The organism is Aurantimonas manganoxydans SI85-9A1 (assembly GCF_000153465.1).
In the GTDB taxonomy this organism is placed as follows: Bacteria; Pseudomonadota; Alphaproteobacteria; order Rhizobiales; family Rhizobiaceae; genus Aurantimonas; species Aurantimonas manganoxydans.
Genome location: NZ_CH672387.1, coordinates 611258 through 629158 on the forward strand (window position 1 = coordinate 611258; position 17901 = coordinate 629158).

Below are 17901 nucleotides of genomic sequence, written 5' to 3' on the forward strand. Positions count from 1 at the left end.
CGAGCGGCATGGAGGAAATCGATGACGATGCAAGACTTGGGTCTCCCCGGCGGCCAGGACGTGTCCCGGCTGATCGAACGGCCGGTGGAGCATCGCGGCAATGCGATGTTCGGCAGCGACGTTGTGGCGGAGACGCTGCGCGCCTTGGACATCCCCTACATCGCGCTCAATCCGGGTGCGAGCTTCCGCGGCCTCCACGACAGCCTCGTCAACCACCTCGGCAACGAACAGCCGCAGATGCTGCTCTGTCTGCACGAGGAGCATGCCGTTGCGATCGCGCAAGGGTGGGCCAAGGTGACCGGCAAGACGATGGCCGTGGCGGTGCATTCGAATGTCGGACTTTTCCACGCCACTATGGCAATCTTCAACGCCTGGTGCGACCGCATGCCGATGCTGGTCATCGGCGCCACCGGCCCGGTCGACGCGGTCAAGCGCCGGCCTTGGATCGACTGGATCCACACCGCCAAGGACCAGGGCGCCATCGTCCGGGACTACGTCAAGTGGGATGACCAGCCGGCTTCGCCGGGCGCTGCCCGCGAGGCGCTGGTGCGGGCGAAATGGATCGCCGAGACGCTGCCGCAGGGGCCGACCTACGTCAATCTCGATGCCGGCATGCAGGAAGAGCCGCTAGAAGCGCCGCTGCCGCCGGTCGAGATCGGCCGGCTTATGCCGGCGGTATCCTACGAGCCTGGCGAGGCGGTTGTCCGCGAGATCGCCACGGGCCTCAGGGCGGCCCGGCGGCCGGTGATCCTGGTCGGGCGGGTGTCGCGGTCGCAGGAAGGTTGGGCGCAAAGGATCGCGCTCGCCGAGGCCACCGGCGCGCGGGTGCTGACGGATCTGAAGATCGGCGCCGGCTTTCCCACCGACCATCCGCTGTCCCTCGCCGGCCCAGGGGTCTTTCCTATCCCGGCGGCGCAGGCGGCGATCGACGAGGCGGATTTCGTCCTCAGCCTCGACTGGGTTGCATTGCACGGCGTCCTGCCGGCGGCAAAGCGGCCCGGAGCCTTCATCGCGCAAGTCTCGGTGGACCATCACGTTCACAATGGCTGGAGCATGGATCACCAGGGCCTGAGCCCGGTCGACCGGTTCGTGCCCGCCGATCCCGATGCTTTGGTCGCGGCCCTCTGCCGAAGCATGGAACTGCAGCCGGCCGGCGACTACGAGCCGGTTGCCCCGCCGGTCATCGTGGTCGGCGACGATCCGGCTGCGCCGCTTACCGTGCCGGACCTTGCCAAGCAGCTGCGGCAGGCGGTCGGCGAGCGACCGGTGTCGCTCCTGCATCTGCCGCTCTCTTGGGACGGCGATTTCTGGCCGTTCCGCCACCCGCTCGACTTCCTCGGCTCGGATGGCGGCGGCGGCCTGGGCGGTGGCCCCGGTATTTCGGTCGGGGCGGCGCTGGCGCTGCGCAGCTCGGGCCGGCTGCCGGTCTCGATCTGCGGCGACGGCGACTTCCTGATGGGCGCCACCGCGCTCTGGACGGCCGTCCACTATCGGATCCCGCTGCTTATCGTCGTCGCCAACAACCGATCCTTCTTCAACGACGAGGTGCATCAGGAGCGCGTCGCCCGGATGCGTGAGCGGCCAGTCGAGAACAAGTGGATCGGCATGCAGATGAGCGATCCGGAGATCGACCTTGCCGCCATGGCGCGGGCGCAGGGTGCTTTGGGCTTCGGCCCGGTCACCAGCCGCGCGGCCATGGATCAGGCCTTCGCCGAGGCCATTGCCGCGGTTGAAGCCGGCAGCGTGGCGGTCGTCGATGTCCGGGTGCAGCCCGGTTATACGCCGGCGATGGCCGGTGCCCTGACGCGCGAAAGCGGAGGTGGCGAGAAATGAACAGTATCCCGGCAAGCTTCAAGATCGATGCTGCATCTTCCAAGGATGCCGCGCCTTCGATCCTCACCGTCGACGACGTCGTCAAGCGCTTCGAGACCCCGGACGGCCCGCTGATCGCCGTCGACCACATGTCGCTCGATGTCCGAGAGGGCGAGTTCGTGTCGGTCATCGGCCCGTCCGGCTGCGGAAAGTCGACCCTCTTCAACCTGATCGGCGGGCTGCTTTCGCCGAGCGAGGGGCAGATCACCGTTGCCGGCGAGGAGGTGCGCGGGCCGCATCCCTCGATCGGCATGGTGTTCCAGGAGGAATCAACGTTTCCCTGGCGCACCGTCGAGGAGAACGTCGCTTTTTCACTGGAGGTCCAGGGCGTCGGTAAGGCCGAGCGGCTGGAACGGGCGCACCACTTCATCGCCATGGTCGGGCTGCGGGGCTTCGAGAAGAGCTATCCGACGGAACTCTCCGGTGGCATGCGCCAGCGTGTCTCCATGGCGAGGACGCTGGCCTTCGAGCCGAAGCTGCTTTTGATGGACGAGCCCTTCGCCGCCCTCGATGAGCAGACCCGGCTCCTTCTCGGTGACAAGGTCCTGCAGATCCAGCAGGAGCTGAACCAGACGGTGGTGCTGATCACCCACAACATCACCGAAGCGGTGCAGCTATCCGACCGCATCCTGATCATGACCTACCGACCGGGGCGCACCAAGCGCTTCGTCGAGATCAAGCTGCCGCGCCCGCGCAGCTCGGAGATCGTCGGCAGCGACGCCTTCGGCCACTACGTCGCAGAGATCTGGAACGATCTGCGCGAGGAGGCGAGCAAGGGCATGCAGGACGAGGAGATGACGGTGCAGAGGCGGCGGCGATGAGAGCCATCGACCGCTTCGGCCCGGCCACGCTCGGCCTTGGCGCCTTCATCATGTTTCTCGTCGTCGTCGAAATCTTGATCCGCGCCGGCGTCATCAACGGCTACATCGTGCCGCTGCCGTCCGCCGTCGTTGTCGCCCTGGAGCGGGTGGTGACAGAGGAGGGCGTCGTGCCGCGCTTCGTCCTGACCGCAGGGGAAGCGTTCGCCGCCGGCCTTCTGGTTGCCGGCATCGGCATCCCCGCCGGCATCCTGTTGTTCAGCGTCAACCTGTTGCGGCGGGCGACCGAGAACTGGGTCGCGGCCTTCGCCGCCGCCCCTGTAGTCCTGGTCTATCCGCTGTTCCTGGTGATTTTCGGCCGCAGCTCCTGGACGATCATCGCCATCGGCACCGTCGCCGGCCTGCCGCCGGTAATCCTGAAGACACTGGAGGGGCTATCCGGCGTGCGGCCGGTGCTGATCCGGGTCGGGGCGAGCTTCAACCTGACTCGCTGGCAGCAGTTTCGCACGATCCTCTTCCCGGCCGCCGTCCCGACGATCTTTGCGGGGCTCCGGCTCGGCCTGATCTTCGCGATGATCAATGTTGTCGGCGTCGAGTTCCTGATCAATTTCGGCGGCCTCGGTCCGCTGATCAACGAATTGTCCGAGCGCTACGACATGCCCGGCACCTATGCGGCGATCTGCTTCGTGGTGCTGGTCAGCGTGCTCTTCTTCCTCTTGGTCGAAAGGGTGGAAAAATGGCTACGACCGGCGTCCTGACCCGGCCGGCGCCAAGCTGGCGCCCCGATGCGGTCACCCTCGTACGGATCGCGATCATCGCGGCGATCCTTATCCTGTGGCAAGCTCTCGCCCTTTCCGAACTGCTCTATCAGGACGTGGTCCCGCCGCTGCAGGCGATCGTGAGGGCGCTCGCCCGTCTCCTCGGGAGCGCAGAGTTCTACGTCAATCTCTGGGCAAGCCTTTACGAGACCGCGGTAGCGCTTCTCGTCGGCGGCGGGGCGGGGCTCTTCGTCGGCATCGCGCTCGGCGGCAGCCGCTTCCTCGGCCGCGCCTTCGAGCCGTATCTTTATTACCTCGGCCCGACGCCGAAGATCATCTTCTTCCCGATCATGATCATGTGGTTCGGCGTCGGCCCGGGCTCCAAAATGGCGATGGGCGCCATGTCCTGCTTCTTTCCGGTTGCGCTCAGTGTCGCCGTCGGTATGCGGGCAATCCCGTCGATCCTCATCCGCGTCGGCCAGAGTTTTCGGGCTAGCCAGGCTCAGATGGTGACGAAGATCTACCTGCCGGCCATGCGCGAACCGGTGGTGAACGGGTTCCGGCTGGGCTTCGGCATCGCCCTCATCGGTGTGCTTCTTGCTGAGACCAAGCTCTCCAACCAGGGCCTCGGCTTCCTGGTGATCCAGAACTACCAGCGCTTCGATATGCCGGCGATGTACGCGCTTCTGATCGCCGTCTTCGCCCTGTCGATTCTGGCCAATGCCGGCATCAGCCGGCTGACCCGGCCGGGCGGCGGCAGGGCCGGCAAATAGCCATCCCGCGGGCGGGGGAGACGCCCGCGGTTATTCTACACACAGGGAGGAATACATGAAAACGACGACACTTATCCTTGCAGGGCTGCTCGCCTCTGCGATGGCGGGCGAGGCCATTGCTGCCGATAACCTTAAGCTCGCGGTCGGACAGCGCGGCAACTGGGACACCGCGGTCGCCGAGCTCGGACAGCGCGCCGGCATCTTCGCAAAGCACGACCTCGAGCTCGACCTGCTCTACACCCAAGGCGGCGGCGAGACGATGCAGGCGGTGATCTCCGGCAGCGTCGACATCGGCGTTGCGGCCGGCACCCTTGGTGTCCTCGGCGCCTTTTCCAAGGGCGCCCCGGTCCGCATCATCGGCGCCGAGGCGACCGGCGCAGCGGACTTCTGGTACGTGCCTGCCGACTCCAAACTGCAGTCGCTGAAGGACGCCGACGCCGACACGACGATTGCCTATTCGACCAACGGCTCGTCGACCAATTCGATGGTGCTCGGCTTCATCAACGAATACGGCCTGAAGTCTCAGCCGGTCGCGACCGGCAGTCCCGCGGCGACCTTCACCCCGGTGATGACCGGCCAGGTTGATGTCGGCTGGTCCTCGCCGCCCTTCGGCTTCGATGCCCTCGACGAGGGCAAGATCCGCATCATCGCCCGCGGCAACGACATTGAGGCGATCCGCAACCAGTCGATCCGCACCCTGATCGCCAACCAACAGTTCATGGCAGAGCGTCCGGACGAGCTGCAGCGCTTCATGGCTGCCTACCGCGAGACGATCGACTGGATGTATTCCGGCGACGAGGCACTCCAGACCTATGCCGAATTCGCCGACACCGACGTCCCGACGGCGAAGCGCATCCGTGATGAGTTCTTCCCGCAGTCACTGATCGACCCGGACGAGATGTCCGGCATGCCTGCGTTGATGGAGGATGCCGTCAAGCACAAGGTGCTGACGGAGAAGCTGTCCGACGCGCAGCTGGCAGAACTCATCCAGATTCCGGCGCGACAGTAGCGCTATTGCCTGCCGGCGGGGGAGGTCCGCCGGCAGGTTTCTGGGCAACAAACCAAACGGGAGGAATGACAATGCGCAGGACATTTCTGAAGGTCTGCCTGGTGCTGGCTTCGACGCTGTCGGGCGGCACGGCCATGGCCCAGGAACTCGACATGCTGAGGCTGGCCATCGGCCAGCGGGGCAACTGGGAGAACTCTCCGGCTGAACTCGGGCAGCAGGCGGGCATCTTCGCCAAGCACGGGTTGAAGCTCGACATCCTCTACACGCAAGGCGGCGGTGAGACGATGCAGGCGGTCATTTCGGGGAGCGTCGACATCGGTGTGGGCGTCGGAACCTCCGGCATCCTCAGCGCCTTTTCAAAGGGCGCGCCGGTTCGGGCGATCGCCAACTCCACCACCGGCGCCAACGACCTCTTCTGGTACGTGTCGGCGGACTCGCCGGTGCAGTCCTTCAAGGACGCCGGCGACAAGACTGTCGCCTTTTCCTCGAATGGCTCCTCCACCAACACTATGGTGCTCGGGCTGATGCAGGAATTCGGCATCGAGGCTGAACCGGTCGCGACCGGCAGCCCAGCCTCCACCTGGACCCAAGCGATGTCGGGCCAGGTCGACATCGGCTGGTCGGCTCCGCCGAGGGGTGTGCAGGAACTGCAGGACGGCAAGATCCGCGTCATCGCGCGCGGCAGCGATGTCCCATCCCTCCGCAATCAGACCGTGCGTCTTATGATCACCTCGGCGTCGGTCCTTGAGGCAAAGGAGGACGAGATAAAGCGCTACGTCGAAGCCTATGCCGAGACGCTCGACTACATGTATTCCGATCCGAAAGCGGTGGAGGCCTATGCCAAGTGGGTCGAGGTGCCGGTCGAGGTGGCGGAGAAGACCCGCGACGACTTCTACCCCAAGGAGAACCTGCGGATCGATAGGCTCAGCGGCATGGACGACGCCATGGCCGATGCCGTCCGGCTGAAGTTCATCCCCAAAGTGCTGACCGAGGCGCAGCTGGACGAGCTGATCCAGTATCCCGCCGGCCATAGCGAATAAATCCCGCGCGCCGGCTGCTCGCGGCCGGCCGCTCACTTTTGCATTGCCGATTTCGGAGGCAGCATGCTAGACGAGCCGAACGACCCCATCACCACCCTCTTGCCCAGCCAGCGCGGGCTCTACGTCGCCGGCGCCTGGCGCGAGCCCGCGTCCGGCCGGCATGTCGAGCTGACCAGTCCCGGCACGGGACAGTCCCTCGGAACTGTCGCCGAAGCCGGCGCCGCGGATGCCGAGGCGGCGATCGCCGCGGCCAAGGCGGCCTTCCGGGAGTGGCGCGACGTCACGCCGAACGAGCGGGCGAAAATCCTGCGCAGCATCGCGGCCATCGTCCGTGAAAACGCCCGCGAACTCGCCACCATCGACGCCGCCGACTGCGGCAACCCGATGACGGCGATGCTGGGCGATGCCGATATCGCCAGCGCCCAGCTGGACTTCTTCGCCGGCCTCGTCACCGAGATGAAGGGCGCATCGATCCCCATGGGCCCGGGTTCGGTGAATTTTTCGCTACGCGAGCCGCATGGCGTCGTCACCAAAATCATGCCCTTCAACCATCCCTTCATGTTCTGCGCCGGCAAGATCGCGGCGCCTCTCGCCGCCGGCAACACCGTGGTGGTCAAGCCGCCGGAGCAGGCGCCGCTCTCCTCACTGCGCTTTGCCGAGCTGATCGACGGGCTGCTCCCGCCAGGCGTCTTCAACCTCTTGCCGGGCGGGCGCGAGGTCGGCGAGGTGCTGTCCGGCCACCGCGACGTCGCCATGGTCTCGCTGATCGGCAGCGTGCGCACCGGCCAGGCGGTGATGCGGTCGGCGGCCGAGACGATCAAGCCGCTTCTGCTCGAACTTGGCGGCAAGAACGCGCTGATTGCCTATCCCGACGCCGATCCACGTGAGGTGGCGCGGGCGCTGGCCGCAGGCATGAACTTCACCTGGTGCGGCCAGTCCTGCGGCTCGACCAGCCGCGGCTTCATCCACGCGGCGATCTACGAGGATGTGCTCGCCCACCTCGCGGAAGCCTGCGCCGCCTACCGGCCGGGGATCCCGACCGATCCGTCTACCACCATGGGCGCAATCGTCAGTCGGATGCAGTACGAGCGGGTGAAAGAGTTCATCGCAGCGTCGAAGGCGGAAGGCGCTCGGCTCGTCGCCGGCGGCGGCCATCCAAGTGATCCGGCGCTGGAGGACGGCTTCTTCATCGAGCCGACTGTCTTCGCGGACGTTACGCCGACGATGCGGATAGCCCGCGAGGAGGTGTTCGGTCCGGTGCTGGCGATCGCGCCCTGGCGCGACGAGGCGGCGATGCTGGAAGAGGTCAACGCCGTCGAGTATGGGCTGACCTGCTCGATCTGGACCGACGATCTCCATCAGGCGCATCTCACCGCCCGCGAGGTCGAGGCCGGCTATGTCTGGATCAACGACGTCTCCAAGCATTTTCTCGGCGCGCCCTTCGGCGGCGTCAAGCAGTCCGGCCTCGGGCGCGAGGAATGCCTCGAGGAACTCCTCGCCTATACCCGCGAGAAGAACGTCCATCTGCGCCTGAACCCTAGCCGCACTCGGCTCGTCAGAGGCGCGGTCTGATACTCGGCCCGCTTCAGGGCAGTTCGAACGGAACCATCACATGAGCAAGCTGAAACTGTCCATCGCCGTTGGCGATTACGACCGCACGCGTCCGCTGATCGACGGCACCGTCCAGATCGACGGCGTCGACCCGGTCTTCATGACACTCGATCCCGAGGAGATCTTCTTCCGGGCCTTTCGGCATGCCGAATTCGACGTCTCCGAGCTGTCGTTGAGTTCGTTTTCGGTTAAAACTGCGCGGGACGACTGTCCCTATGTCGGGATCCCGGTGTTCCTGTCCCGGGCCTTCCGCCACACTTCCTTCTATGTCAACGCTTCGGCTGGCATCACCAAACCGCAGGACCTGCGCGGCAAGCGGGTCGGCGTGCCGGAATACCAGTTGACCGCCTGCGTCTGGGGCCGGGTAATCCTCAAGGACGAATACGGGCTGGATCCCAGCGAGATCACCTGGGTGCGTGGGGGCATTGAGCAGCCGGGCCGGCCGGAGAAGATCGCGATCGATCTGCCCGAGGGCGTCCGGTTGGAGAGCGCGCCGGAAGGTCGCTCCCTCTCCGACCTCCTCCTTGCGGGTGAGATTGATGCAATTCTGACGCCGCGCGCACCTTCAGCGTACGATCGGGGCGAGGCGGGCGTGCGATGGCTTTTCGAAGATCCGACCCGGGCAGCCACCGACTACTACGAGCGCACCGGCATCTTTCCGATAATGCATCTCACCGGCCTGCGTCGTGAGTTATCCGATGAGCATCCCTGGCTCGCGGGCGCTCTGTTGAAGGCCTTCACGCAGGCCAAGGTTGTCGCACAACGCCGGCTTAGTGATACGTCCGCCACCAAGGTGACGCTGCCTTTTGTGGAAGAGCGCCTGCGCGAAGCGCACCAGCTGATGGGCGCAGATTTCTGGTCCTATGGCTACGCCCGAAATCGCGAACAGCTGGACATTTTTCTCGACCACCATCATGCTCAGGGCCTGTCCTCGCGCCGCCTCGTGCCCGAGGACCTCTTTCATCCATCCAGTCTCGAAACACATCTGATCTGATATCCTGTCTAATTGGTCAGCCGGTCCTCAAGCCCGGCGACATCGTCGTCATGGACAATCTCGGCAGTCACAAATCGGCTGCCATCCGGCAGTTGATCCGGTCGGCCGGTGCCAGCCTGCGCTACCTGCCGGCCTACTCGCCCGACCTCAATCCCATCGAGCAGGCTTTCGCCAAGATCAAGCACTGGATGCGCAGGGCCGAGAAGCGCAGCATCGAGGATACCTGGCGCCATCTCGGCGCCCTGGTCGAAACCATCCAGCCCGGCGAATGCGCAAACCACTTCGCCAATGCCGGATACGGCTCCGTCAAAACATGAGCCGCTCTGGCGTGTCGGGGAGCTGTTTCGCCGTCCGGTCCGCGTCTCATCCGCCGGGACCGAAGGTCTCGAAATGGATCCGGCCGGGATCGACGCCGCGGGCTGTCAGGCCCGCATGGATGTCCGCGAGAAAGCGCTCGGGACCGCAGAGCATGTAGTCGGCATCCGCACCCGCATTGAGGGAGATGAGGTCCGCCGCCGTGATCCGCCCGGCTTTGTCGAAGTGAACGCCCGGCCCGTCCGAAGCCTCCGGGGCGCTGTAATAGACAAGCCGCTCGATGGGTGCGCCCGTCGCGATAAGCGCGTCGATTTCGGCGGCAAAGGCGTGGCTGCGCCGGTTTCGGGTGCCGTGGACGAACCGGGTCGGCCGGCCCGAACCGCTTTCCACGGCGGCATGCAGCATCGAGAGCATGGGCGTGACACCGACCCCGGCGCTGACCAACACCAGCGGGCTGTTGCTGGACGGGGCCTGGAAGGCACCCGCCGGCCGCCCCGTCATGATCGTGTCGCCCACAGCGATCTCATCGTGGAGGACACGCGAGACGGTGCCCCGGTCCTCCCGCTTGACGCTGATGCGGTAATGTTCGGCCGTTGGGCTGCCGGACAGCGAATAGCTGCGCCGCACCGGGCCCGCCTGTCCGGGGTCCGTCAGTGCGACCGGAAGATGCATGCCCGGCTGGAACGGCGCCAGCGGCCCGCCCTCCCGGGGGGCGAGATGGAACGAGGTGATGGCATCGCTTTCGACGACCTTGTCGATCACCGTCATTTTCAGCGCTTCCAAGCCGTCCCGGCGCCAGCGCAGGGACAGGGCACCTGGACGCTCCACCACGCGATCGATCGCGACGCGGATCATGCGCCGCGCCTGCGGATCGTCGCTGCCCGCCGCACCCCAGTCGATCCGCGCCCGCCCGGCGATCTGCAGAAGGCTGCCGGTCTCGAAGGACACGAACAGCAGCCCGACCCTGGGGTCGCGAACCAGATTGCCGATCGTGTTGAAGAAATTGTTGCCGGGATAGTCCGGGATCTGCAGGGAACCATCCTTCGCGACCTGCACGAAACCCGGCTCGCCGCCGCGATGGGAGGCATCGAAGCCACCTGCCGTGCGGCCGCCGCCGGCCCGGACGCCCGAGCCGATGAAGAGCGTATCCGCAGCCGCGATCCAGGCCTTGTGGGATGGCTGCAGCCGGTCGGAGAGCCGAGCGGGAGGGGCCTGACGGGCTTCGACCCGGCGCCATTCGCGCGCGTGGATATATTGCGGGCAATTGCCGAAGCTCTGGTGGACGTGGACGACATATCCCGTCCCCTCGGGCCGGATGAACCCGTTCAGTCGGTTGCGCCGGCGACTGGCGAGCGCGATGCCGAGCATGCCGATCTCGCTGCCGGCGGCGAGTGTGGCAGCTAGCGGGTCCGCCCGGTCGAGGCTGGCCGCCAACCGCAATTGGCGCGGGTTCGGCGAGGTGGCGAAGCCTTCCGGCCCCTCCATGATCGACACCCAAGGCTGGCCGGTTTCGTCGCCACTCGCGATGACGAGGAACGGCAGCGACGCGAAGAAGGCCCGGTGTTGCTCGGGCATCCGGTCGCGGATGAAGCCGGCGGCCGCGGCCGCGGCCGCGACGTCACCGACGCCGGCCCGGCGCTGTGCTTCCAGTTCGCCGGCATGGAAGGTGGGGGAGTCCATTGGTGCATCTCCAGACCGCTGCAGAACCACCCGAGGGCGGGCGCGTGCCAAAGGGTCAGGCCAGCGCCGGCGACCGGGGCATGCCGAGGAAGTCCGGGAGCGCCTCGATCCGGGCGAGCCAGGCACGGAGCTGGGGGTAGGGGGCGAGGCTGACCCCGCCCTCCGGCGCATGGGCGATGTAGCTGTAGCCCGCGACGTCGGCGAGGGTCGGGCGGTCGGCGGCCAGCCAGTCGCGGCCGTCGAGATGGGTCTCCATCACGGCGAAGAGCGCATGCGCCCGCGCTTTGGCCAGATCGTGGTCGAGCTTCGCGCCGAAGAGGGGCACCAGCCGCGCTGCGCAGGGACCGGAGGCGATCTCGCCGGCGGCAATCGACAGCCAGCGCTGAACCTCCGCCGCCTCGACCGGCGTGCGGCCGCTCCACGCCGGGCCGTCGCCGTAGCGCAAGGCGAGATAGGTGATGATGGCGTTCGAATCCGCCAGCCTGACGCCGTTGTCCTCGATCGCCGGCACCTGTCCAAGCGGGCTGAGCACCAGGAAGTCCGGCTGCTTGTGCGCCCCATTCGCCATGTCGAGGTCGACCGTCACATAGGGCCGACCCAGGAAGCGGAGCATCAGCTCCACCCTGTGGCAATGGCCGGATTTCGGGTTGCGATAGAGGGTCACCGGTTGGGTGGCTGAAGAGCTGTCCTGGCGCATGGATCGCGTTCCTTCGGATGGGCGTGGCTTGCGTCTCGCCGACAAGCTAGCGATGCTCATCTTCCGGAAGAATGGGCGAAGTCTGCAGCGCACTATTGCAGTTTTCGAAGCAATGGAGATCGGGGTGGATCGGCTGCAGTCTCTCAGGATGTTCGTTGCCGTCGCCGAGGCGGAGAGCTTCGCCGGTGGTGCCCGGACCCTGGGGCTGAGCGGTCCGTCGGCCACGCGGGGCGTCAACGCGCTTGAAGCAAGGCTCGGCGCACGGCTGTTCACCCGCACGACGCGGCAGGTTCGGCTGACCGATGTGGGGCGGCGATATCTGGCGGAGGTGCGCGAAGTCCTCGCCCATCTGCAGGCCGCCGACGAGTCCGCCGCCGGGGCGGCCGGCAAACCGGTCGGGCACCTTCGCATCACCTGTCCGCAGGAGTTCGGGCGGATCTACATCGCGCCGTTGCTGACCGGGTTCCTGGATGTCTTTCCGGGGATGAGCGCCGAGGTGCTGATGGTCGACCGGGTCGTGAATCTCGTCGAGGAAGGGATCGATGTCGCCCTGCGGATCGGTCCCCTGGCGTCCTCGGATCTCGCCGCGGTGCGGATCGGCCAGGTCCGCCGGGTGGTCTGCGGGGCGCCGGCCTATTTCGCCGAGCACGGAATTCCGCGAGACCCGGCAGATCTGGCGCGCCACCGCCTCGTCGCGACCATGCCCGACGGTCAGGCCCGGACGTGGCGGTTCGGCCCGAACGGAACCCGGATCGTCAGGGTGGAGCCGCGCCTGACGGTCAGCAGCGTGGCCGCGTCGATCGCCATCGTGCGCAGCGGCTGGGGCCTGTGCCGGGTGCTGTCCTACCAGATCGGGCCCGATCTGGAGGACGGAACCCTGCAGACGGTACTCGCCGATCACGAGCCCGAACCGCTGCCGATCCATCTCGTCCATGTCGAGGGCCGCCGCGCCGCCGCGAAGGTCCGCGCCTTCGTCGACTTCGCCGCCGACCGCCTGCGTCAGGTTGCGGTGCTGAGATGATTCAGGCCGTCACCCAACCGCATCTGCTCGCATGGAGGAGAGACGAAGGCTGATCCGCATCTGTCCGTGAAAGGCCGATCAGACCCAGGCCGCGGACACAGGGCTGCCGGACCGCCCCCGCACTCGAAATTCGGCAAATGCTGCGGACGACCGGTGCGTCAGTCCGTGCGAGCCGTCAGCCACTCCCGGGCCTGCTCTTCGGTCGGGAAGGTCGGATGCGCCGGAGCAGCCACGTCGCTACCCTGAGCGTCATGAATCGTGTCCTGCCCCCGAAACATGGGCGTCCAGATGCCGTCTGGCTTCCTGATCTCGAATCTGTAGATCGCGCGCTCGCCCTTCTCGGCAATCAGCGTGTCGTTCCGCGTCTGCTCGACTTCGTGTTCTGCCATGGTCATCTCCGCGTTGCGTCGGAGGCTATATGAGTCTGCGATAGCGACGAGGCCAGCTGCGCCGAGACGATTGTCAGCGCGATGTCGCTGGCCGTCGCCGCCGCTCTGCGCGGACCATTCCGCCGGATCCTGTCCGGTTCGCCAGCCGATCGGAACAATGCGGCACAGGAGGAATTTCGCTGCAGAAGGAGGACGGAATGGCGAAGTTTTCCGAAGGCGACCACGTCAGCTGGAATTCCGAAGCCGGTCATGTGACCGGGAGGATCCTCAGGGTCCACCATGCCGATTTCGACTACAAGGGTCACCGTCGCCGCGCGTCGAAAGATGACCCCCAATACGAGATCGAGAGCGACAAGACCGACCATATCGCGGCGCACAAGGAGAGTGCGCTGACGAAGGTGGATTGATGGTCGCGCAGTTCACGACCATCGGTCATTCGAACCGCGACCTCAAGGAGACCATCCGGATGCTGCGGGATGCCCGGGTTGGCCTCCTCGTGGACGTTCGCTCCTTTCCGCGCTCCCGCAGCAATCCGGTCTACAATATCGACAGCTTCCCGGATGAGCTCGGACGGGTTCAGATCGGCTATTTGCACGCGCCCGATCTCGGAGGTCGACGTCGCAAACAATCCGGCGTCAATGAATGCTGCAACGCCATGTGGCGGCTACAGAGCTTCCACAATTACGCGGACTACGCCCTCGGCGAAGCGTTTGCGTCTGCGTTCGAGGACCTTGTGAGCCGTGGTCGAGATCAGCGTATCGCCATGATGTGCTCGGAGGCAGTCTGGTGGCGTTGCCACCGCCGGATCATCACGGACTATCTCCTGTTCAACGGGCACCGTGTCGATCACCTGATGGCCCCCGGCCGCATCGACCCCGCCACCCCGACGCCGGGAGCGGAGAAGACCGCAGACGGAAGAATCGTCTATCCGGCCCAGGCAGATCAGGATTAGAGCGGTTCATCGGCTGATGGGATCCGTGCGGATCCCGTTGGGGCGTGATGTGTGATTCAAGATGCTGGCTGGAGTCGGAAGCCAGCATCGATGACCCGACCTCATTTCCAATGATCTGCGTGAGCGCGTTGTGGATGCGGTTCTGGCGGGCGAGAGTTGCCGGTCAGCCGCCAGTCGGTTCCATGTGGCGGTTTCCTCGGCGGTGAAGTGGTCGCAGCGCTACCGTCAGACCGGCTCGGTGGCGCCGCGCAAGATGGTGCGCACCGCAAGCGGGTGCTCGATGCGCTTCCGTCAAAACATGAACCGCTCTAGAAGATTTTCTTCCCGCTGGGAGGCCGTACGTGGTTTGGTCTCTGGACTGGACCGGAGACTTTGCGGTTCCTCTCAGCCGTCCCGCATCAGCACCCCGGGCGCGGCCTGCCGAGCCCGCTGACTGTAGAAGAGTGGTTTCATCCCTTCACGCCTGCGGCATCGAAGACCTGACAGCGCGCGACACCGTTGCCGTGAGATTGCACATGGTGCGGCAATGTCCGGATCGCGTCCGCCCCGATCGGCTAGCGCAACAGGCGGTCTTCGACGGAGCGCAGATGGGTGCGCATGGCGTTCTGGGCGGCGTCGGGGCTGCGCTGGGCGATGGCGTCGACGACGCGGTCGTGTTCGGCGAAGCTGCCATGCTCGGCCGGTGGGCGCGGGCCCTCGCGCACCACGCGGCCCCAGGACACCATGCGCCGCAGGGTGTTCAGCTGGTCGAACAGCGCCAGAAGCGTGGTCGAGCCGCTGGCCTCGGCGATCTGGCGGTGGAACTCGTTGTCCAGCGCCTCGTATTCCCGCCATGTCGCGGCCTGCCGCGTGCGGTCCGTGGTCAGTTGCAGCCGGCCGATCGCCGAGGCCGAGGCGTGCAGCGCCGCGTCGCGGGCGATCGCCGGCTCCAGCGCCGCCCTGGCGCGCATCACGTCGGCGGGGCTGACCTTGCGGGCCAGCTGGTCGAAGGGGCCGGCGGCGTCATCGGGCTCCTGATCGGTGAGGAAGGTGCCCTTGCCGACATGCCGCCACAGCCGGTTTTCCTGCTCCAGCACGCCCAGCGCCTGGCGCAGATCGCTGCGCTTCAGTCCGAGTTCGACGCACAGGACACGTTCGGGCGGCAGGCGCTGGCCCGGCTGCAGCCCGCGGTCGGCGATGAAGGCGCGCAATTGCGCCAGGGCCGACTGGCCCGACAATTGCCCGTCCGGGACATCGGCGCGCTGTGCCGGCGGGCTGGAATCGTCGAGCATGGCCAAAACGGTCTCTATTGGTTTGATGATCGCAGATTGATTTCGATTGATTAGCCGGGTGGAATCTGGGATGCAAGGACATCGTTGCTTCAAGGAGAGCCGTCTTCATGCCGAACTACGCGATCAATCCGCCCCCGGTCGTCACCCTTCCGATCGAAGGGTCGGACGCGGAGTTCCCCGTTCGCCGCGTCTATTGCATCGGCCGCAATTACGCCGCCCATGCCATCGAGATGGGGCATGATCCGGACCGGGAGCCGCCGTTCTTCTTCCAGAAGAACCCGAACAACCTGGCGGTCGGCGACAGTTTTCCGTATCCGCCCAAATCCGAGGACGTGCATCACGAGATCGAAATGGTCGTGGCGCTCAAGTCGGGTGGCGTGAACATCCCGGTGGATGCGGCGCTCGATCACGTCTGGGGCTATGGCGTCGGCCTCGACATGACGCGGCGCGACCTGCAGGGCGAGGCCAAGAAGATGGGCCGCCCCTGGGAAATCGGCAAGGCGTTCGAGGCCTCGGCCCCGGTGAGCGCCCTGCGTCCGGTGTCGGAGGTCGGGCACCCCGCGTCCGGCCTCGTCGAGCTCAAGGTGAACGGCGAGGCGAAGCAGACCGGCGACCTCAACCAGATGATCTGGAAGGTGCCCGAGATGATCTCCTATCTGTCGGACTATTTCGAGCTCGCGGCCGGCGACGTCATCATGACCGGCACGCCCTCGGGCGTCGGCGCCGTGGTCAAGGGCGACGTCATGGAATGCCATGTCGCCGGTGTGGGCGACCTGAAAGTCACCGTCGCCTGATCCTCCATCAGACCCGCTGTCGGCCCGAAATGGCCGGCAGCACCCGGTCGCGCACGGAATCGAGATGGACGCGCATGCACTGTGCGGCACCATTGGCATCCCGGGCCTCGATGGCCGCGCAGATCGCGTCGTGTTCCGGGAAACTCTTGTGGTCGCGGGACGGCAGGCTGGTGGTGCGCGGCTGTCCCCAGACTGTCGACCGCCGCACCACATTCAACATGTCGAACAGGTGGATCAGCAGCTTGTTGTGGGTCGCCTTGGCGACGGCGTGGTGGAGCTTGTTGTCCCACGCCTCGTAGCTGCGCCAGTCGGAAGCTGTACGACAGCGGACGCGGCAGGCGTCAATTTCCTCGAAGTCCGACCGCGTCCCGTGGACCGCCGCAAGCCGCGCCAGTTCGGGCTCGACCGCAAGGCGGGCGGCGATCACCTGGGCGGGGCTCGCCAGTTCGCCCAGATAGGCCATGTCGGCGAGGTTCAGGACGGAGCGCGCGCCGATGAAGGTGCCGCGGCCGACATGCCGCCAGATCAGGCCGTCGCTCTCCAGTTCGGCCAGGGCCTTGCGCAGTTCGCCGCGGGTGACGCCGAACTCCCGGCTCAGCTCGCGTTCCGGCGGCAGCCGTTCGTTGTGACGGAAGCGCCGCTCGGCGATGTACTGCTTGATCTGCTCGGCCAGGGACACGGTGATCATGGCGCGATGCTAGACCAATTGTCGCATTGGTTAAATGCGAAAACTATCCGGCGCCAGAAAACCTGCTAGCATCGCTTCGTCAAGTCAGACGCCTGCCGGGCCGGTCAACAGGGCCCGACACACTGTAATTGCTGTGTATTCGCCGTGACATAGTGCCTTTTCGTCCGGTGGTCGCCAGTCCGGCATCGTGGCATCGCCAACTGCCTGTACGCCTTCAAAACGATGGACATCTGAACCAATGCGTCTTGCTACGATCAAGCTCTCTTCGGGACCGGCCTGCGCGGTGGAGATGCCCGCCGGAGGGTATCTGCCGGTGGCGGCCGCCGCGGCGGCGACGGGGTCGAGCGAGCCGGCGCTGCTGGACGGGCGTCTCCAGGCGCTGGTCGAGGGCGGGGATGCGGCGCTGGCGGCATTGGCCAGGATGGTTTCCGCGGCCGAGGCTGGCGAGGCGGCGCTTGCGGCCCTGATCGTCGCGTCGGGCGAAGCCGAAATGCTCGCGCCGCTGCCACGTCCGGAAAAGAACGTCTTCTGCGTCGGGCGCAATTACGCCGAGCACATCGCCGAGGGCGCCCGGGCGCAGAACGCCGTCGTGAACGTCACCGAGGTGCCGGTCTTCTTCACCAAGCCGAGGACGGCGGTGATCGGGGAGGGCGCGACCATTCCGCTGTTTCCCCATGTCTCGACCCATATCGACTACGAGGTCGAGCTCGCGGTCATCATCGGCAAGGCGGGCCGCGACATCGCCAGGGACGACGCCTACGCGCACGTCTTCGGATACACCATCCTCAACGATGTCACCGCGCGCGACGTGCAGCGCCGCCATGGCGGTCAGTACTTCAAGGGGAAGGGGCTCGACGGGTCCTGCCCGATGGGGCCGGTGGTGGTGACGAAGGACGCATTCCCCGACCCGCAGAACACCGGCCTGCGGCTGTTCGTGAATGGCGAGCGTCGCCAGAACAGCACGACGGCGCAGATGATCTTCGACATTCCCGCGCTGATCGCGTCGCTCTCGGAGGGGCTGACGCTGGAGCCGGGCGATGTCCTGGCGACCGGCACGCCGTCGGGCGTCGGCTATGCCATGGAGCCGCCCCGCTTCCTGACGGATGGCGACGAGGTGGTCTGCGAAATCGATGGAATCGGGCGTCTGACCAACACGGTCCGCCCAGCATGAACCAACCGGCCGACAGAGCTGGAGGTAGGAGACTGCGCATCTAACATT

18 protein-coding genes and 2 pseudogenes are annotated in these 17901 nt (G+C 66.2%); 15 read left to right on the plus strand and 5 right to left on the minus strand.

The window, feature by feature from the left end:
- Positions 1-21: 21 nt before the first annotated feature.
- The 9 genes and pseudogenes from SI859A1_RS03005 to SI859A1_RS03045 form a co-directional block, all read left to right on the plus strand.
- Entirely contained in the window at positions 22-1833 is a 1812-nt protein-coding gene (locus SI859A1_RS03005; RefSeq protein ID WP_009208390.1) for a thiamine pyrophosphate-binding protein, read from the plus strand.
- Positions 1830-2693: an ABC transporter ATP-binding protein gene (locus SI859A1_RS03010; RefSeq protein ID WP_009208391.1), complete on the plus strand. Its 864-nt coding sequence runs from the start codon at positions 1830-1832 to the stop codon at positions 2691-2693. The genes SI859A1_RS03005 and SI859A1_RS03010 overlap by 4 nt, the downstream gene beginning before the upstream one ends.
- On the plus strand, positions 2690-3448 hold the full coding sequence (locus SI859A1_RS03015) for an ABC transporter permease (RefSeq protein ID WP_009208392.1): 759 nt from the start codon (positions 2690-2692) through the stop codon (positions 3446-3448). The genes SI859A1_RS03010 and SI859A1_RS03015 overlap by 4 nt, the downstream gene beginning before the upstream one ends.
- Positions 3427-4221: an ABC transporter permease gene (locus tag SI859A1_RS03020; RefSeq protein ID WP_050767416.1), complete on the plus strand. Its 795-nt coding sequence runs from the start codon at positions 3427-3429 to the stop codon at positions 4219-4221. The genes SI859A1_RS03015 and SI859A1_RS03020 overlap by 22 nt, the downstream gene beginning before the upstream one ends.
- A 55-nt stretch (positions 4222-4276) precedes the next feature.
- Positions 4277-5230 (plus strand): ABC transporter substrate-binding protein, encoded by a 954-nt coding sequence (locus tag SI859A1_RS03025; RefSeq protein ID WP_009208394.1) that lies wholly within the window; start codon positions 4277-4279, stop codon positions 5228-5230.
- 71 nt (positions 5231-5301) lie between these two features.
- The gene (locus SI859A1_RS03030; protein WP_148233714.1) at positions 5302-6270 is read left to right on the plus strand and encodes an ABC transporter substrate-binding protein; all 969 of its coding nucleotides are present in this window, start codon (positions 5302-5304) and stop codon (positions 6268-6270) included.
- Between the two features lie 63 nt (positions 6271-6333).
- Complete coding sequence (locus SI859A1_RS03035; protein WP_009208396.1) at positions 6334-7842, plus strand: aldehyde dehydrogenase family protein; 1509 nt, start codon at positions 6334-6336, stop codon at positions 7840-7842.
- A gap of 40 nt (positions 7843-7882) precedes the next feature.
- The gene (locus SI859A1_RS03040; protein ID WP_009208397.1) at positions 7883-8875 is read left to right on the plus strand and encodes an ABC transporter substrate-binding protein; all 993 of its coding nucleotides are present in this window, start codon (positions 7883-7885) and stop codon (positions 8873-8875) included.
- Positions 8876-8895: 20 nt separating this feature from the next.
- A pseudogene (locus tag SI859A1_RS03045) lies at positions 8896-9192 on the plus strand (transposase); the annotation flags it as partial.
- Positions 9193-9238: 46 nt separating this feature from the next.
- Here SI859A1_RS03045 and SI859A1_RS03050 read toward each other — a convergent pair.
- Positions 9239-10870: a pyridoxamine 5'-phosphate oxidase family protein gene (locus SI859A1_RS03050; protein WP_040325119.1), complete on the minus strand. Its 1632-nt coding sequence runs from the start codon at positions 10868-10870 to the stop codon at positions 9239-9241.
- 55 nt (positions 10871-10925) lie between these two features.
- The gene (locus SI859A1_RS03055; protein ID WP_202797877.1) at positions 10926-11534 is read right to left on the minus strand and encodes a glutathione S-transferase family protein; all 609 of its coding nucleotides are present in this window, start codon (positions 11532-11534) and stop codon (positions 10926-10928) included.
- Positions 11535-11691: 157 nt separating this feature from the next.
- On the opposite strand from SI859A1_RS03055, the gene SI859A1_RS03060 reads away from it, so the two are divergent.
- A complete protein-coding gene (locus tag SI859A1_RS03060; RefSeq protein WP_040326221.1) occupies positions 11692-12588 on the plus strand; it encodes a LysR family transcriptional regulator in 897 nt (298 codons plus the stop codon).
- 158 nt (positions 12589-12746) lie between these two features.
- Here SI859A1_RS03060 and SI859A1_RS03065 read toward each other — a convergent pair whose 3' ends face one another.
- Entirely contained in the window at positions 12747-12977 is a 231-nt protein-coding gene (locus tag SI859A1_RS03065) for a hypothetical protein (RefSeq protein ID WP_040325120.1), read from the minus strand.
- A 197-nt stretch (positions 12978-13174) separates the two neighbouring features.
- Between SI859A1_RS03065 and SI859A1_RS03070 the strand changes: the two genes are divergently transcribed.
- The 3 genes and pseudogenes from SI859A1_RS03070 to SI859A1_RS21275 all read left to right on the plus strand — a co-directional run.
- A complete protein-coding gene (locus tag SI859A1_RS03070; protein WP_040325121.1) occupies positions 13175-13384 on the plus strand; it encodes a hypervirulence associated TUDOR domain-containing protein in 210 nt (69 codons plus the stop codon).
- Positions 13384-13929 carry a DUF488 domain-containing protein gene (locus SI859A1_RS03075; protein WP_040325123.1) on the plus strand — a complete coding sequence of 182 codons (546 nt, stop codon included), beginning with the start codon at positions 13384-13386 and terminating at the stop codon, positions 13927-13929. Before SI859A1_RS03070 ends, SI859A1_RS03075 begins: the two co-directional genes overlap by 1 nt.
- A gap of 90 nt (positions 13930-14019) precedes the next feature.
- A pseudogene (locus tag SI859A1_RS21275) lies at positions 14020-14211 on the plus strand (helix-turn-helix domain-containing protein); the annotation flags it as partial.
- Positions 14212-14483: 272 nt separating this feature from the next.
- On the opposite strand, the gene SI859A1_RS03080 reads toward SI859A1_RS21275, so the two are convergent.
- Complete coding sequence (locus SI859A1_RS03080; RefSeq protein ID WP_009208402.1) at positions 14484-15200, minus strand: FadR/GntR family transcriptional regulator; 717 nt, start codon at positions 15198-15200, stop codon at positions 14484-14486.
- A 107-nt stretch (positions 15201-15307) separates the two neighbouring features.
- Between SI859A1_RS03080 and SI859A1_RS03085 the strand changes: the two genes are divergently transcribed.
- Positions 15308-15994, plus strand: coding sequence for a fumarylacetoacetate hydrolase family protein (locus SI859A1_RS03085; protein WP_009208403.1), 687 nt, complete (start codon positions 15308-15310; stop codon positions 15992-15994).
- A gap of 7 nt (positions 15995-16001) precedes the next feature.
- Here the strand turns inward: SI859A1_RS03085 and SI859A1_RS03090 are convergent, their stop codons facing one another.
- Complete coding sequence (locus SI859A1_RS03090) at positions 16002-16682, minus strand: FadR/GntR family transcriptional regulator (protein ID WP_009208404.1); 681 nt, start codon at positions 16680-16682, stop codon at positions 16002-16004.
- A 238-nt stretch (positions 16683-16920) separates the two neighbouring features.
- On the opposite strand from SI859A1_RS03090, the gene SI859A1_RS03095 reads away from it, so the two are divergent.
- Positions 16921-17853 carry a fumarylacetoacetate hydrolase family protein gene (locus SI859A1_RS03095; protein ID WP_009208405.1) on the plus strand — a complete coding sequence of 311 codons (933 nt, stop codon included), beginning with the start codon at positions 16921-16923 and terminating at the stop codon, positions 17851-17853.
- Positions 17854-17901: the final 48 nt, after the last annotated feature.

What these genes read in the sequence shown, in the direction of transcription:
- SI859A1_RS03075 (WP_040325123.1), top strand. Translation starts at nt 13,384, where the DNA reads ATGGTCGCGCAGTTCACGACCATCGGTCATTCGAACCGCGACCTCAAG.
- SI859A1_RS03025 (WP_009208394.1), top strand. Translation starts at nt 4,277, where the DNA reads ATGAAAACGACGACACTTATCCTTGCAGGGCTGCTCGCCTCTGCGATG.
- SI859A1_RS03065 (WP_040325120.1), bottom strand. Translation starts at nt 12,977, where the DNA reads ATGGCAGAACACGAAGTCGAGCAGACGCGGAACGACACGCTGATTGCC.
- SI859A1_RS03030 (WP_148233714.1), top strand. Translation starts at nt 5,302, where the DNA reads ATGCGCAGGACATTTCTGAAGGTCTGCCTGGTGCTGGCTTCGACGCTG.
- SI859A1_RS03095 (WP_009208405.1), top strand. Translation starts at nt 16,921, where the DNA reads ATGCGTCTTGCTACGATCAAGCTCTCTTCGGGACCGGCCTGCGCGGTG.
- SI859A1_RS03090 (WP_009208404.1), bottom strand. Translation starts at nt 16,682, where the DNA reads ATGATCACCGTGTCCCTGGCCGAGCAGATCAAGCAGTACATCGCCGAG.
- SI859A1_RS03035 (WP_009208396.1), top strand. Translation starts at nt 6,334, where the DNA reads ATGCTAGACGAGCCGAACGACCCCATCACCACCCTCTTGCCCAGCCAG.
- SI859A1_RS03050 (WP_040325119.1), bottom strand. Translation starts at nt 10,870, where the DNA reads ATGGACTCCCCCACCTTCCATGCCGGCGAACTGGAAGCACAGCGCCGG.
- SI859A1_RS03070 (WP_040325121.1), top strand. Translation starts at nt 13,175, where the DNA reads ATGGCGAAGTTTTCCGAAGGCGACCACGTCAGCTGGAATTCCGAAGCC.
- SI859A1_RS03020 (WP_050767416.1), top strand. Translation starts at nt 3,427, where the DNA reads ATGGCTACGACCGGCGTCCTGACCCGGCCGGCGCCAAGCTGGCGCCCC.
- SI859A1_RS03015 (WP_009208392.1), top strand. Translation starts at nt 2,690, where the DNA reads ATGAGAGCCATCGACCGCTTCGGCCCGGCCACGCTCGGCCTTGGCGCC.
- SI859A1_RS03005 (WP_009208390.1), top strand. Translation starts at nt 22, where the DNA reads ATGACGATGCAAGACTTGGGTCTCCCCGGCGGCCAGGACGTGTCCCGG.
- SI859A1_RS03010 (WP_009208391.1), top strand. Translation starts at nt 1,830, where the DNA reads ATGAACAGTATCCCGGCAAGCTTCAAGATCGATGCTGCATCTTCCAAG.
- SI859A1_RS03040 (WP_009208397.1), top strand. Translation starts at nt 7,883, where the DNA reads ATGAGCAAGCTGAAACTGTCCATCGCCGTTGGCGATTACGACCGCACG.
- SI859A1_RS03085 (WP_009208403.1), top strand. Translation starts at nt 15,308, where the DNA reads ATGCCGAACTACGCGATCAATCCGCCCCCGGTCGTCACCCTTCCGATC.
- SI859A1_RS03080 (WP_009208402.1), bottom strand. Translation starts at nt 15,200, where the DNA reads ATGCTCGACGATTCCAGCCCGCCGGCACAGCGCGCCGATGTCCCGGAC.